Annotated in this window: 11 protein-coding genes; 7 read left to right on the top strand and 4 right to left on the bottom strand. The window is 50.7% G+C overall.

Annotated features, from left to right (window positions below):
• The coding region (locus AC5RDV_RS11985; RefSeq protein WP_494222160.1) for an energy transducer TonB at positions 1-931 on the top strand (931 nt) is incomplete at its 5' end.
• A gap of 70 nt (positions 932-1,001) precedes the next feature.
• Here the strand turns inward: AC5RDV_RS11985 and AC5RDV_RS11990 are convergent.
• On the bottom strand, positions 1,002-2,237 hold the full coding sequence (locus tag AC5RDV_RS11990; RefSeq protein WP_130892937.1) for a BaiN/RdsA family NAD(P)/FAD-dependent oxidoreductase: 1,236 nt from the start codon (positions 2,235-2,237) through the stop codon (positions 1,002-1,004).
• A gap of 279 nt (positions 2,238-2,516) precedes the next feature.
• Between AC5RDV_RS11990 and AC5RDV_RS11995 the strand changes: the two genes are divergently transcribed.
• From AC5RDV_RS11995 to AC5RDV_RS12020, 6 genes are all read left to right on the top strand, one after another.
• Positions 2,517-2,837 (top strand): hypothetical protein, encoded by a 321-nt coding sequence (locus AC5RDV_RS11995; RefSeq protein WP_282747298.1) that lies wholly within the window; start codon positions 2,517-2,519, stop codon positions 2,835-2,837.
• 154 nt (positions 2,838-2,991) lie between these two features.
• Positions 2,992-4,995 (top strand): NAD-dependent DNA ligase LigA, encoded by a 2,004-nt coding sequence (gene ligA / locus AC5RDV_RS12000; protein ID WP_282747299.1) that lies wholly within the window; start codon positions 2,992-2,994, stop codon positions 4,993-4,995.
• Between the two features lie 66 nt (positions 4,996-5,061).
• On the top strand, positions 5,062-5,955 hold the full coding sequence (dapA, locus tag AC5RDV_RS12005) for a 4-hydroxy-tetrahydrodipicolinate synthase (RefSeq protein WP_276788121.1): 894 nt from the start codon (positions 5,062-5,064) through the stop codon (positions 5,953-5,955).
• 202 nt (positions 5,956-6,157) lie between these two features.
• On the top strand, positions 6,158-8,947 hold the full coding sequence (locus tag AC5RDV_RS12010) for a T9SS type A sorting domain-containing protein (RefSeq protein ID WP_282747302.1): 2,790 nt from the start codon (positions 6,158-6,160) through the stop codon (positions 8,945-8,947).
• A gap of 136 nt (positions 8,948-9,083) precedes the next feature.
• Positions 9,084-9,629: a TlpA family protein disulfide reductase gene (locus tag AC5RDV_RS12015; protein WP_130892934.1), complete on the top strand. Its 546-nt coding sequence runs from the start codon at positions 9,084-9,086 to the stop codon at positions 9,627-9,629.
• Between the two features lie 10 nt (positions 9,630-9,639).
• On the top strand, positions 9,640-10,590 hold the full coding sequence (locus AC5RDV_RS12020) for a ketopantoate reductase family protein (protein ID WP_282747306.1): 951 nt from the start codon (positions 9,640-9,642) through the stop codon (positions 10,588-10,590).
• A gap of 122 nt (positions 10,591-10,712) precedes the next feature.
• Here the strand turns inward: AC5RDV_RS12020 and xylE are convergent, their stop codons facing one another.
• From xylE to AC5RDV_RS12035, 3 genes are all read right to left on the bottom strand, one after another.
• Positions 10,713-12,179 (bottom strand): D-xylose transporter XylE, encoded by a 1,467-nt coding sequence (gene xylE / locus AC5RDV_RS12025; RefSeq protein WP_008625299.1) that lies wholly within the window; start codon positions 12,177-12,179, stop codon positions 10,713-10,715.
• 21 nt (positions 12,180-12,200) lie between these two features.
• Positions 12,201-12,980, bottom strand: coding sequence for an NUDIX hydrolase (locus AC5RDV_RS12030; RefSeq protein WP_276788112.1), 780 nt, complete (start codon positions 12,978-12,980; stop codon positions 12,201-12,203).
• Positions 12,981-13,712: 732 nt separating this feature from the next.
• Positions 13,713-15,107, bottom strand: coding sequence for a tetratricopeptide repeat protein (locus AC5RDV_RS12035; protein WP_040602563.1), 1,395 nt, complete (start codon positions 15,105-15,107; stop codon positions 13,713-13,715).
• Positions 15,108-15,288: the final 181 nt, after the last annotated feature.

The following is a 15,288-nucleotide window of genomic DNA, read 5'->3' on the forward strand; positions in this document are numbered from 1 at the left end:
ACTTTATTTAATAAAAAAGGCCGTCGGCTCCCGACTGCAATCTTTTGCCAACGGCTTGACCCAAAGTACACTTAAAAAACGTATCATGATGATGACAAACAAAAAAACAAACAAGTGGGCGGTATTGAAGTACATGTATTTGCTGCCCGTAGGCGCATTTGCCACAGTGGCATTTGCCCGTCCTGAAATGACAAGCCGGATAGACGGAGGCCTGGATCGGATTTCTGCCGTTACGGTGGCCGATTTGTCGGCTACAGTGAAAAACGTGTCTTCTGAAAGCTTGCGTCCGGTGGTGCAAGGCGAAGTAAAGGGAACCAAGGTTTCCAAAACAATCCCGGCCAAACAGAAATCCGTTCCGGCCAAGAAGGAGAACGGCTCGGCCAATGTGGCCATACAGTCTGGGGCGATGGAAAAAGTCGTGGTGACTACTTCTTACCGTTCCCGTCTGAATCCCGAGGCGGTGGAATTCAAGGAGGCGGTCCTTATGACCGACAAGGACAAGTCTGAACTTCAGGCTGCCAAAGATTCAGCTTCCTATTATCTGCAATTGGAGGGAGCCAAGATGAAGCATCAAGGCGTGTATTACCGTACAGAGACAATGCCTTGCTATCCCGGTGGCGCGGCGGCCATGAGGGATTTCATCGCCCGGAATATCCGTTATCCCAAGGCATGCCAAGAGGCTTTGCTGCAAGGTACGGTTTATTGTGAGTTCATGGTCAGGGCGGATGGTCGGATTGATGCAGACCATATCCGGACGTTCACGACGGAAGTCATAGACGTGACAAAACCCGTTCGGATGAATCTGGCGAAGCAGTTGGAGGCAGAAGCGGCACGCATCGTGAAGAAAATGCCGAGATGGACTCCCGGAAAAGTAAACGGAGAGCCGGTAGACGCTTCTTACACCATTCCCGTGGAGTTCCGTCTTCAATAAGTAAAGGTCACTGTTTTTCATTTTTCTGTCCTGCAAAGCGGTTTTTACGGCCGGCTTTGCAGGACGCTTTTTATGCCGTTGGTATATGGCTGGCAATGGCCCGTGCCACAGTGTAGGCTGTGGTCCAGGCAGCTTGGAAGTTGAATCCCCCCGTCACGCCATCAATGTCGAGCACCTCGCCTGCAAAGTAAAGCCCGGGACAGGTCTTGCTTTCCAACGTCTGTCGGTGTACCGATTCGAGGCTTACTCCTCCACACGTGACGAACTCTTCGCGGAACGTGCTCCTGCCGTCCACGTCGTAGCGGTCGTTGCATAACGTGTCGGCCAACTTGCAAATCCCTTTGTGTCCCAGTTCGTTCCACTTCCGGTCGGGGGCGATGCCGGATTTACCGATGAGGTAATGCCATAACCGCGCAGGCAAGTCGTACGGGCGCAAGCCGGAGATTTTCTTTTGGGGGTGGCGTTGCGCCATGTCTTGCAGGATGCCGGTTACGGTTTCGCTGTTAGTCTCGTTTGTCCAGTTGACGAAAATGGGGAAGCGGTAAGCTTTCTCTTGTATAAGACGGGCGGCATGGGAAGACAATTTCAGGATGGCCGGCCCGCTCATGCCCCAATGGGTGACGAGCAACGCGCCAGAGTGCCTGAATTTGGTGCAGGGGATGCCGACCGATACCGGGTTCACCACGGAGCCCATCAGCCCGCGCAGTGCCGGGGAGGCGATGTTGAACGTAAAGAGAGAAGGGGCGGGCGTTTCGATGCGATGCCCCAACCGTTCCAGATAAGCGAAGCTTTCGCCACGCGGTGAACCACCGGTGGTGACGGCCACGCAGTCGAATAGCAGACGGCCTTGGCGCACATCCTGGAAAGTAATTTCATACTTCCCGCCGCTAGGCGTGAGGGTTTCCACGCGGTGGGAGGTTTTCACTGTGACCCCCAGTTCCGCAGCAAGGCTTTTCAGGCAACCGGTTACGGCACGGGCATCCTGTGCGGTCGGAAACACACAATGGTCATCTTGCGCGACGAGCGGCACGCCGTGCGCTTCGAACCATCGGTAGGCATCCCGATGTCCGAACTGTTTGAAAAGCCCTTTCAAGAGCTTATGTCCACGGGGGTAGACCTGTTTCAGGTCTGTCACACCTTCAAAAGTATTGGTCAGGTTGCAACGTCCGCCGCCCGAAACCAGTACTTTTTTCAATACATCCGCCTGTCTTTCGAATACCGTGACCTGCACTTGCGGCGCGAATGTTTTCAGGTTGACGGCCAGAAAGAAGCCGGCCGCTCCTCCGCCTATGATTGCTACCTCCATTGTTTCCACGATTCTTTTTTAAGGGACAAAGGTAAGTATAATCGGCCGGATTAGAAATGATGAGTCTGACATTTTGCTACTTTCAGCTCCAAATCGGTCTTTTCAAAAGACAGCAGTTAGGAGAATCCAAAAAGGTTGGAGTGTATAAGTATGCAATTTTTGTCTCGTTTTTACTGTTTTATGCAGTATATATTCATTTACCTTGAGGAAAGAAAAAAATCGTTTGCAGCCAAACGAAAAATTTCTTTCCTCATATAAATTCCGGCTACTCCGCATGTCGTGGAAAAAATCCGCCTGAAAATGGAATTTTTCGCTGTACGAAGCGTACTAAAACTGCTTTTTTGCGGCTTTTTCGTTCTATTTTCCTGTTTTTCGCCGACAAGAATTTACGAACAGAATGTTGGCGGTTCCACCTTACAGGTTTCACCGAAAGAAGAAAGAAGCGGAGGACAGGCGATTTCCGTTTGCTTTTGTTTTGTGAAAAAGCTTTCAGGCTGTCTTTTTGATTTTTTCGGGAGGCGCGTGCGTCGCTTATTTGCCATCAAGGCCGAAGGGAGGAGCGAATGGACGATTCTCGAAGGTATGGGATTGACGTTTTGACAGGTTGTGCCGGAAAAGGATGCTTTTCTTTTTTCTTTGCGCCTTTGGGCGTTTTCTGCGAATTGACTATCTTTGCTTATGCGAATGACGGGGGGAGCCGTTCGCGGGAACAGGGTCGCGATGTCTCCCCGTCAGGGTTTATCATTGAATGCAAATGGAAGTAAAGGAACAGATAGAGCGGCTTCGCAGTGAATTGCACCGCCACAACTATAATTATTATGTATTGAACGCCCCGGAGATTTCCGACCAAGAGTTCGACCGCATGATGCGGGAGTTGCAAGACCTCGAGGCGGCCCATCCCGAATTTGACGACCCGGACTCGCCGACGCGGCGCGTGGGGAGCGACCTGAACCAGGAGTTTGTGCAGGTGCCCCATCGCTATCCCATGTTGTCGTTGTCCAATACGTACAACAAGCAAGAGGTGGCCGACTTTTACGAACGGGTCCGTTCCGGTTTGGAAGGCGAGCCGTTCGAGATTTGTTGTGAAATGAAATACGACGGGCTTTCCATCTCGCTGACTTACGAGCAGGGGCGATTGGTGCGTGCCGTGACGCGGGGCGACGGGGTACAGGGCGACGATGTAACGGAAAACGTCAAGACCATCCGCTGCATTCCGCTTCGTCTGAACGGGAACGGTTACCCCGAAGAGTTTGAAATCCGTGGGGAAATCCTGATGCCGTGGACGAGCTTCGAGGCATTGAACCGCGAACGCGAAGAACGCGAAGAACCGCTTTTCGCCAATCCGCGTAACGCGGCTTCGGGGACGCTGAAAAGCAAAAACTCAGCGGTGGTGGCGCAGCGGAAGCTTGATGCTTACTTATATTACCTTTTGGGGGAACACGTTCCTTTTGACGGGCATTATGAAAATTTGCAGGCGGCATGCTCGTGGGGATTCAAGATTTCCGGAAGGATGAAGAAAGTAACTACCCTTCAAGGCATTTATGATTTCATAGATTATTGGGACGTGGAGCGCAAGAACCTGCCTGTGGCTACAGACGGCATCGTGCTGAAGGTCAACTCCCAGAGGCAGCAACGTGCGTTGGGCTATACCGCCAAAAGTCCCCGTTGGGCCATTGCTTACAAGTTTCAGGCGGAGCGTGCCCGTACGCGCCTGAATGCTGTGACCTTCCAGGTCGGACGTACCGGAACGGTGACGCCGGTGGCCAATATGGATCCGGTGCAGTTGGCCGGTACGGTCGTACGGCGTGCCACTCTGCACAATGCCGACGTGATGGAGCAGTTGGATTTACACATCGGGGACATGGTGTATGTGGAAAAAGGAGGGGAAATCATTCCCAAAATCGTCGGTGTGGACATTGATGCGCGTGGAGCGGAAACGGGTCCAAGGGCCGAGTTCATCACCCGTTGTCCGGAATGTGGGGCAGAACTGGTGCGCTACGAGGGAGAAGCCGCATGGTATTGTCCCAACGACACGGCTTGCCCTCCGCAAATCAAAGGGCGCATAGAGCATTACATCAGCCGCCGTGCCATGAACATAGACAGCCTGGGGCCCGAAACCGTGGATGATTACTACCGCCGTGGCTTGATACGCGATGTGGCCGATTTGTACGACATCCGTGTGGAACAAATCAACGGTGACGGTACGCGTGAGAAATCTGCGCAAAAGATAGTCCGCTCGATAGCCGACTCCGTGGAAGTTCCTTTCGAACGCGTGGTATTTGCTTTGGGGATACGTTTTGTCGGTGAAATTGCGGCCAAGGCTTTGGCGCGTCATTTCAAGTCGATGGACGCGCTATCTTCGGCATCATTGGAAGACATGTTGCAGATAAACGGAATCGGTGTGGTGATAGCCGAGAGTGTGATTCGCTATTTTGCTAATGAAGCCAACCACGATTTGGTGCGCCGTTTGCGGGAAAAAGGAGTCCGGATGGAGCTTTCCGACGAAGAATTGAGTAGCCATTCCGACAAGTTGTCCGGGCAGAGCATTGTGGTGAGCGGGGTGTTCTCGCTGCATTCGCGCGACGAATATAAAGCCATGATAGAACAGCACGGCGGAAAGAATGTGGGCAGCATTTCTTCAAAGACCTCTTTCGTGTTGGCCGGAGCCAATATGGGACCGGCCAAACTGGAGAAAGCCGGTAAATTGGATATTCCTATCCTCTCGGAAGAAGAGTTCTTGAAAAAGATAGAATCGTGAAAGATTGTTTGCATTATGGGATTTTATTTGTATTTTTGTCGCGAAATAGATAGAACTACTTAAACTATGGCACAAAATAAGTTCAAGGGGTTGGGAATTGCTTTGATAACCCCTTTTAAGTCGGATGGTGAGGTGGACTATGAGGCACTGACCCGTCTGGTGGAATATCAGATACAGAATGGCGTGGATTTCCTGTGTATCATGGGAACGACAGCCGAAACACCTTGCCTCTCGGCTGACGAGAAAAAGATATTGAAAAAGAAGCTTGTGGAGCGTGTGGCCGGCCGTGTCCCATTGTTGATGGGATGCGGTGGAAATAACACGGCAGCAGTGGTTAAGGACCTGAGAGAAGGGGACTGGAGCGGCATCGATGGCATCTTGTCGGTTTGTCCTTATTATAATAAACCTTCGCAGGAGGGGTTGTACCAGCATTTCAAGGCCATAGCGGAGGCTTCGCCCGTGCCGGTCGTATTGTATAATGTACCGGGGCGCACGGGAGTCAATATGAGTGCGGAGACTACATTGCGCCTGGCTCGAGATTTCGAGAATATAGTGGCCATCAAGGAGGCCAGTGGGGACATCACGCAGATGGACGACATCATCAAGAACAAACCGGATAATTTCGATGTGATTTCCGGAGATGACGGCATCACATTCCCGTTGATTACTTTGGGGGCTGTAGGGGTGATATCCGTGATAGGTAATGCTCTGCCGGCTGAATTCAGCCGTATGGTCCGCATGACGCTGAACGGGGATTACGAGCATGCCCGTATCATTCATCATAAGTTTGCCGAATTGTTCAAATTGTTGTTTGTGGACGGCAATCCGGCTGGAGTGAAAGCCATGCTCCATGCCATGGGAATGATTGAAAACCAACTTCGTCTGCCTTTGGTGCCTACACGGTTGACCACGATGGAGAAAATCTCGTCTATTTTGAAAGAGTTGGATATCCGTTATTAAGCAGATACCAGACTGATTCGTATTCAGCCACCTGCCGGAAAGTTTATTCCGCCGGGTGGCTTTTTGTTATCTTCGTTTTCCGTTGGGGGGATTGGCATCCTGAATAGTTAAATAATGTGTACTTTTGCGGATTTCTTAGCCGTCGTTCGTAAACTGTACAGAAAGCATTAGAAATAAGAACGGAAACCAATATTTATCATTTATGAAGAAACTATCTTTTTTTACGGTGGCTTTGCTTTTCAGCACCGGAGGTGGTGGGGTATACGCCCAAGGGACATTCGTCCATCCCGGACTTTTGCATAGCCAAAACGACATTGACCAAATCAAAGAACGTCTGGCGGCAAACGACACTGAGACGCTAAAAGCTTTCGAGGTGTTGAAGAACAGTTGGGTGGCCAACAAGGGCGTGAATGACATTTGGGGAGTGACGGAATATATCAAGCGCGGAATTGCCGGTGACGAAAACTACATGAACGCCTATCGTAATGCGGCCAAGGCTTACCAGTGTGCCTTGCTTTGGAAAATAACAGGCGAGACACAGTGGGCAGAACGGGCTGTCTATGTGTTGAACCAGTATGTAGCGATTACCAAGGGAATCGGAGGGAATACAAACCAGTCCTTGGTGCCTGGCTTTATCGGTTACCAATTCCTCAATGCAGCCGAGCTGATGCGTGATTACGAGAAGTGGAAGAAAGAGGATTTCGAACGCTTCAAGCAGTGGATGATCGACGTGTGGTTCACTACGGCACAAGACTTTCTGGAACGTAGGCACGATACCGTAGTGCGCGAAGGCAACTGGTATCACTACCACAGTAATTGGGGATTGGGAAATGCCCTTTTCTGTGTGTCGTTGGGCATCTTCGCCGATTTGCCGGACATTTATAATTACGGTATGTACTGGATAAAAGAAGGGCCGGGCAATGAATCGCTTTATGTGGGCGACAGTCATCCTGTGAAGCAAGACCAGGGCATGTGCGGTTACGGTTGGGGACTTATTCCTTGGTTTCACGAAGATGCCCGTGGTCCGTTCGGATACTTGAATCAGATGCAAGAGAGCGGTCGCGACCAGGGACATGCCATGGCGGCGTTGGGCTTGTTGTCATACGCCCTTCAGTCGGCTTACAATCAGGGAGACAATGCCTTTTGTAACTTATATAACCCTTTGATTCCGGGTGAGGCGGGGCGGACCATGGTGGCCGGTGCGGCGGAATATGTGGCTATGTACAACAGTAATCAAGTAGACCCCGCCGATATTCCTTACACGCAGAATTGGTGGATGGGGGGACTGAACGGTACGGGGCGTGGACAATGGCGGCCGATATGGCAGTTGTTCATCAATCACTATCAGAACCGTATGGGAATGCCGATGGAGTACTGCACGCGGATGTCCAAGATTGTAGGGGTAGAGGCCGGAGGTGGTTCCTACGGAACGAATAGCGGCGGTTTCGACCATACGGGATTCGGGACGCTGATGCATTCGGACGAGACGGTGACGGAGGAGACGAAGCCCACCGTGCTTTCTCCGGAAATAGTACAAGACGGCGCTGTACGCCCATACGCCGAGATGAAAGAAGTGAAGAAGGGTACGCCGTTAACCTTGCGGGCTGTTTTACCTGACGGCGAAACCGATACGGGAAACTGGGAATGGGAAGACGGCATGAAAGGAGCGAGCCGCGACATCACGGCCGATGCTTCGGGTGTTTATCGTTTGTTTTACACCAATACGCAGGGGGTGAAGAGTGTGCAGATGTTTTGCATTTCCGTATATGGAGAGGGCATTCGTGCCACGTTGACTCCATGGGTGGAGTACGACGGGGTGCGCATGAACCAGACGAGCGAGTTCAGTGCCGTAAACGGAAGGGACGTGACCCTTGGGGCTGATTATGCCAATTGGAACTATGTGGTTTCCACCAGATGGTATGACAGTCAGGGCAAGCTGTTGGGATCCGGTGGGTCTTATACATTCCGGCAAGGGAATTCCGACCAGACATTCAAGGTCGTGCTGACCAACGAATCCGGCGTAGAGATAAGCCGGGAATTCACGATTAAGAATTCGGTGGTAATACCCACGTTAACGGTGGACGGGGAAGAGCAGGAAACTTTGCGGGCTATCGTCACACAAGGGCATGATGTGGTAATGAAAGGTAAGATAACTTCCGTCCGTTATCGGGACGGGGTCTATACTTGGAGTTCCGGCGAGCATACGGAATCCGTTTCTTTTGAGAACGTACAATCATCCATCTACCGCCATTTGGACTGGATAGACACTTCATCTTCCATAAAGACATACGAGGCTCATTTTGATTTTGAAGTCAAGGTGTATAAAGAAGGCCGTTCTTTGGACGACGGTTATTATCGTATGAAAGAACGTTCTACGGGGAAATACCTGAACAGCCGTACGATGAAGTTCGAGACATTGGAAGGAGAAGGGGATTCTACTGCTTTCATTTGGCATTACACTTGGCTGGACGACATGGAACGATATAAAATACAGAATCACAATGATTCGGCTTATCTGAACAACGAAGGGGCGCTGACCGACCGCGTTTACAGCAAAGCGCGTAGTAGCTTCTATTTATATACGTTAGTAGGAGGAGAAGATTTGGAATGCTTCGTGCGTACACCGGAGCGTTACGGTTCTTATTATTGGGAAACCGACGGCGAGACGTTGGTTTGCGACCAGGCTGACAAGATGCCTTCCGACTTCCCGTTCGTATTGGAAAAGGTGGCTGGGGACGGAGGCGAAACAGACATTTCCGAGACTGTGGTGCGCGATGCGGCATTCACGGTAGACGTGACGCGTTCAGGCATTGCTGTTACGTCCGGGAGTGAGGTCGGTATGACGGTTTGCACGATGGCCGGTAGTCCGGTAATGCGTACCCGGTTAGGAGCCGGTACGCATACGATAAATACCGTTCCGTTGGCTCCGGGCATTTACATCGTCCGCGTGACGGACGGAAATACGGTAAGGAGTGTGAAATTCGTCCGGTAGGACGGAATGGACACATCAAGAGCAGGTGAGCCCGCCCGGTATTGTCGGGCGGGCTTCTTCAATATCTGCATGCAAAGCTTTTTTCTTCTTTCGGAAAATAGTATATTTGCCGATAGGTTTTGTGAGGATGTGTGACATGAAAATAGACGTACGTTATTTTATTATAGGATTACTGTCCCTGGTTTCTTCTTGCGTCAATGAAAAGGAAGATGCCGGCATGCAGCCGGATGCGGTGGAAGTGGGAGACGTGTTGCCGGAATTTACCGTAGTGATGAATGACGGACGGGTGGTGGAGAGCGGAAGTTTGCAAGGGCAACCTTCGTTCATATTGTTCTTCAATACGGAGTGCGGGGATTGTCGCCGTGAATTTCCGCTCGTACAACAAATGTACGAAAGGTACGGAGCGGACGGCCGTATGGTTTTTATGGCCATCAGCCGGGATCAGGACGCGGTAGCTGTCGGAGAGTATTGGGCGGACAACGGACTTACGATACCTTTTTCCGCACAGACCGACCGCACGGTTTACCATTTGTTTGCTTATTCGTCCATACCCCGCATCTACGTCGTGGATGCGTCGCGGGTCGTCCGGGCGGTTTTTACGGACTCTCCTTTGGCAACGTCGGAGGACTTGACGTACGAGATAGAACGTGTATTGACGGAAATAAAAGATACGGAAAAGTAAGTTTGAGATTATGAAATGTTTAGTGATAGGCGCCGGAGGCGTGGGCGGCTCTTTGGCAGCTCTGTTGGCCTTGGCCGGGAATGAAGTAACGTGTGTGGCTCGCGGGGAGCACAAGGAAAAAATGTTGGCGCATGGGTTGCGTTTCCATTCGGGAATCAAAGGAGAGCAGGTTGTCCCGTGTTATGTTTACGACGGGGCAGAGGAACGTCCGGGAGAGATAGGTGTGGCTACGACCGAAACTTATCGGGGGAAGGCCGAGCTGATATTGGTCTGCGTGAAAGGGTATTCCGTCGATTCCGTGGCGGATTGCATCATCCGTGCCTCGGATGGGCATACCGTGGTGCTGCCCATCCTGAATGTGTACGGTTCGGGGCCGCGAATTGCCCGTGCTTGTCCCGGTTCACGGGTCATCGACGGTTGCATTTATATCGTAGGATATATCCAGGCTCCGGGCGAGGTGACACAGAGCGGCCAGGTGTGCAAACTTGTGTTCGGGGCACGTCCCGGGGACGGTGTTTCTCCGGAAGAGCTCGAAACAGTCCGCCGCGTGTTGGCGGACGCGGGAGTGAAAGCGATTCTTTCGGATGACATAGACCGGGATACTTTTGCCAAATGGGGATTTATCAGCGCGATGGCCGGAACAGGGGCTTTCTTTGACGTACCGATGGGAGCCGTACAGAGAGAAGGTGAGGAACGGGAAGTGTTCATCGGCCTGACGAAAGAGAGCAAGGCGTTGGGAGAGAGCCTGGGCATCCGTTTCCGGGAAGACCCTGTGGCGGCTAACCTGCGAGTCATAGATGCCTTAGACCCACAGACGACTTCTTCTTTGCAGAAAGACTTGAAGAAAGGACGGGAGTCTGAAATACAAGGGCAGTTGTTCGACATGTTGGATGCCTGCCGGAAGCAGGGGATAGAGGCTCCGACATACGAACGGGTGGTAGCGAAATTCAGGAACTCCTGAACGAGGACAGCCCGAGCAGAAACTGAAATAGGAAACTCCTCCGGCTGACATCGCTTTGCGGTAGTCGGCCGGAGGAGTTTCCTATTACGGGATGGACCTTGCGGCAGAAGCCGCCGTTAGGTTCATGCTTTCTTTTTCAGGCGGTTCTTCCAGAGTGCCGTCATGTCCTCCAATGTCTTGCCTTTGGTTTCGGGCACGCTCTTCCAGACGAACAGGGCTGCAAGCAGGCAGATGATGCCATACAGGCTGTAAGCGAACATAGGGCTGAAATCGTACAAAGCCGGAAAGGTGGAAGACACCAAGTAGTTGAACACCCATTGGAACGCTACGGCGATGGCTACGGCTTTTCCACGGATGGTGTTGGGGAAGATCTCGGCAATGAGAACCCAACAAATCGGCCCCCATGACATCATGAAGAATGCAGCGTACACGATGACGGACAGAACCGGAACGATGCCTTTGATGCCCATCTGGTCGCAAAGGGCTACGGCAAAAGCACCGACAGCCATACCGATGGAACCGATGATGAGCAACGGTTTGCGTCCGAAACGGTCGACGGTGAAAATGGCTACCAGAGTGAAAAGGATGTTGACCACACCCATGATGACGGTCTGCATCATGCCGCCTCCTTCGGCACCGGCACTTTCAAATATGCGGGGGGCATAGTAAAGCACCGCATTGATGCCGATGGCTTGTTGGAAGACGGAGAGCAGAATGCCGATGACGATGACTGCCACGCCGTAAGTGAACAGCTTTTCAGTCTTTTCCTTGGACGTCTGTTTGATTTCTTCCAGTACCTTTCCGGCCACATTGCGGCCATTGATTTTCTCCAAAATGGCAAACGCACGGTCGTCTTCACCGCACATCACTAAATAGCGGGGAGTCTTGGGGACGCAGAACAGCAACAGGCCGAACAAGGCAGCCGGGAAAGCTTCGGATCCGAACATGTAACGCCAACCCTCGTACACGCTCCACATGTCGGATTCGGGGCTGACAGACATCACACCGCTTACGGTGTCTTTCAGGATGACAGGATTCTGATGGTCGCCCATAATCATATAGTTGACGAAATAGACTACGAGCATGCCGAAGATAATGGCAAACTGGTTGCACGACACCAGTGTGCCGCGGATGTGGGAAGGGGCAATCTCGGCGATATACATCGGACAGACAGCAGAAGCCAACCCGACACCGATTCCGCCCAACACACGATAGAGGTTGAAGGCAATCAGCAAGTCCCAGTTGGCCTTTCCGTATTCGAAGAAAAGAAACTCCGGATAGTAGGAACCCAATGCGGAGAGGAAAAACATGACGGAAGCCAGACGGAGGGAATCGCGCCGCCCCAGGCGGGAGGCCAGGTAACCGGATATGGCGCCGCCGATGACGCAACCGATCAATGCACTGGACGAGGTGATGCCGTGCATCACCTTGTCATACTGGAAATCCGTCGCGGTGAGGAAAAAGGCTTCAAGCCCCTTTTCGGCACCGGAAATCACTGCCGTGTCGTAGCCGAACAACAGTCCACCCAAGATGGCTACGGTGGTAATGGAGTACAAATACAGTCTGTCTCCTTCTTGTGTCAAGTTCATGATGATTCGTTTGATGTTAAATTAATAAATTTCATTATGCTCGTCCGGGTTGAACGACTTGCCCATGCCGTGCAGCTTGTTGTACAGCTTACGGTCGAATTTGTAGTACCGCGCGGCCCGGTGGGCTACGCCGGTCTGGAATTCCTCCAGAGGAAGCACATATTTCATTTGGGCAATCCGTTTGTGGAAATTGCGAACGTCGAATTTCCGGTCATATATCGTCTCATAAAGTCTGCGGAGCTCGGCTGCTGTGAATCTTTTAGGGAGAAGGTCGAACAAGGCTGCGGGTTGCGTCTGCACGTATTGCCGCACGAACCACAGTGCTTCACCGATAATCAGGTTGTGGTCGAAAGCCAAGGGGCAGAGCGCATCAATGTCCATCCAACAAGCTTCGTAGCGGTCGGACAAACGGGTAAGTTTCTTGTCGATTTTTACCATCGTCAGGTAGGTGATGGTGACGATGCGTTCCACTTTCTGGTTTAATTGGTGAAAGCGTTCCAACCATTTGATGTCCTTCGGGTTGTTGGTCCGGTTCTTGGAACCGAACGCCCTGAACTGTATGAGGTGAAGCTCATTCAGCCCTGTCAGTTCATAGAGGACCCGCTGTGCCGCCTCGTCCAAGTCTTCGTCATTGTAAATCAGACTGCCCGGCAATTTCATGTTATTATAGTAGCCGTTTTCTTCGTGGCCGGTTTGCTTTACGAGAAGCACTTTAAGATGTTCGCCGTCAAAACCTAATACGACACAGTCAACAGAGACGTGAGGATTGATCATTTCGTCGACGCGTAGGGGATTTTTCATCGTATTGTCGTATTTTGCATACAAAGATAGTATGGCGGGAGGGGAATGGGAGCTTCCTGTTTTATGTTATATAACATGTAATCAGGGCTGTTCGGGAATACTTTTCATATTAAGTATGATAAGGTGCGGGGTTTCGCCTTATTTTGGAGAAATATACGGGGTATGTCTGTCGTACGGTTTAATTCGGGAGTTTTTTTTCTTGTATACAGGAAATCAGTTTTTTATCGTTCGTCATTTTGCTTTTGGAACGTGGGGCAGAGTTTCCTCTGGTAGAAACACAACATGTATTTCCATCGGGAAGGGAATTACAATAAGCCTGTATTTTAAAAAAAGTTAAGACAAGGAGGCTTGGGGCTGTTTTCTTTGGTGGGCAGTAGACGGTGAGGGGAATAATAGGGTAGTGGGCTACGTTTTATTTTACAACGAAGAATGGTTCCCTTTTCTGCGCCAAACGAAAAATCAATCTCAGCCGAATGATTTTTCGTTTGGCTGAGATTGATTTTTCATTCTCAGGAGATTTTTTCTCCAATCTCAAACCGTTGAAAACCAGTACTATGCGGAATACACTTCTTTTGTCTGAAATATTTACGTCCCGTATCCCTTGCGAAGTGTATGTCCGGCTGTGTACTTGTTTCCTTTAAGGGCGAAAACGAAAGCAGGCAGAAAGGTCCTGCTGCCCCCTCTGCCTGCCATATCCTTTCTTACGGAGTTTTTTGATGGATGTTCCGTAGATTATTGTTTGCCTCCGGCTTTCCAGAAGTTTTCTTCTTTCTCGATTTTTGCTTTCTGGGCCTTATATTCGGCATTGGCCTTCTCGTACTCTGCATTCTTGCGCTGTACTTCCTGAATCTTCTCTTTCAGACGGTTGGCCGATCCGGAGATGCTGACGTCTTCCTGGGCTGCTTTCGTACAATAGGAGATAGCCTCTGAGAAGTTTTTGGATGAGGCCAGAATCTGTGCGCGTACCAAATGAGCCTTTCCGGCAATTTTGGCATTGTATTGCACGGCTTTGTCCAAATATGAAAATGCCTTGGCTGAGTCTCCCGTTTTAGACACGGCATTGGCAATCTTCAATGCAATGGCCGCTTTGGTCTGGTCGGTAGGGCATAATTCAAGGGCTTTATCATAATATTGCACTGATTCGGCCACTTTTCCGTCCTTGTAATACTTTTGTGCCGTACCGATGGCCGATTCGTAGCTCGGCTCAATATTATAGGCATATTCGGCTGCCTTGAAATAAATGTCGGTGTCATCGCAGTTGTTGGCCGAAAGCAAGGTAAGCGCAGACTTCAGATAAGCCAGATTCGTTTTGTTCTCTTCGATTTTCGGACCGAAGATGGCAATGAGCTGTTCGCGGTCGGCTGCTTTGGATTGGGCGAACAAGGTTTCGATGCGGTTCAGCGTCGGGTCGTACTGTGCCACAATCTTTTTGGCTGCCACGGAATCTGTCGCTTCGTTGGCCAAGCTCAACATGCCTTGGCAGGCCTCGCGACTTTCCATATAATCTTTCAGGAACTGTTCGCGGAAAGCGGTGGAGTCGGCCATGTATCTTTGATATGAGATTTCAAAGAATTTATCCAATACGAAACCGGGAACCTCTTTTGCGCCATCCTTATTAATAAGGTCTATGCCCTCGCGGAACATGGTGTAGGCTTTGTCCAACGAATAACCGTCGGCCACGCCCGCGCCATAATAAGCATAGTCGAAAGCCTTACGGGCCAGAATGTCGCCTTTAGTGGCGCGCTTGTCCGGTTTGGTAAAGGAGTTCAGTGCGTCAAGGTTCTTCAGGCGCGTATCGTACATGTCCATCAGTTCTTGGAAGTAAGCCTTTTTCTTGGTCAAATCCGGTTCTTTGACTAATACGTTGGCCAAAATCATGGCGCCATAGGCATACGTGCTGACTTCCGCGCAAGGGGCTTTGGTGAGCACGGCTTTCCATGGTTCGTATGCACCGGCATAATCTTGAGCTTTGTAGCTGTCCTTGTAGGCTACGATATTTCCTAAGGTCGTGATACTGTCTTGCCCGTGACCGATACGGTCGTATACTCTTGTCCCCTCGTATTGGGCCAGTGCAGGTGTGCAAACGGCAGCCATTCCCAGGACGGTAGCAATTTTTGTAAATTTCATTTTTATCCTTTCTTTAGTTGATTCAACAAATTCCGTTCTTTTGATTCGGGTAAAATAATCCTGCGCAAAAATACAAAAAAATGTGCCATGGAAAACGCTTTGAAAGAAAAAAAACAATGATTGAAAATGGATTTTCTGATTAATTACGGGTTTTCGGGAAGAATACTTGTCGGGAAGGTAC

This window comes from Paraprevotella sp. (assembly GCF_986071375.1).

What these genes read in the sequence shown, in the direction of transcription:
- AC5RDV_RS12030 (WP_276788112.1), bottom strand. Translation starts at nt 12,980, where the DNA reads ATGAAAAATCCCCTACGCGTCGACGAAATGATCAATCCTCACGTCTCT.
- ligA (WP_282747299.1), top strand. Translation starts at nt 2,992, where the DNA reads ATGGAAGTAAAGGAACAGATAGAGCGGCTTCGCAGTGAATTGCACCGC.
- AC5RDV_RS12020 (WP_282747306.1), top strand. Translation starts at nt 9,640, where the DNA reads ATGAAATGTTTAGTGATAGGCGCCGGAGGCGTGGGCGGCTCTTTGGCA.
- AC5RDV_RS12010 (WP_282747302.1), top strand. Translation starts at nt 6,158, where the DNA reads ATGAAGAAACTATCTTTTTTTACGGTGGCTTTGCTTTTCAGCACCGGA.
- dapA (WP_276788121.1), top strand. Translation starts at nt 5,062, where the DNA reads ATGGCACAAAATAAGTTCAAGGGGTTGGGAATTGCTTTGATAACCCCT.
- AC5RDV_RS12035 (WP_040602563.1), bottom strand. Translation starts at nt 15,107, where the DNA reads ATGAAATTTACAAAAATTGCTACCGTCCTGGGAATGGCTGCCGTTTGC.
- AC5RDV_RS11990 (WP_130892937.1), bottom strand. Translation starts at nt 2,237, where the DNA reads ATGGAGGTAGCAATCATAGGCGGAGGAGCGGCCGGCTTCTTTCTGGCC.
- AC5RDV_RS12015 (WP_130892934.1), top strand. Translation starts at nt 9,084, where the DNA reads ATGAAAATAGACGTACGTTATTTTATTATAGGATTACTGTCCCTGGTT.
- xylE (WP_008625299.1), bottom strand. Translation starts at nt 12,179, where the DNA reads ATGAACTTGACACAAGAAGGAGACAGACTGTATTTGTACTCCATTACC.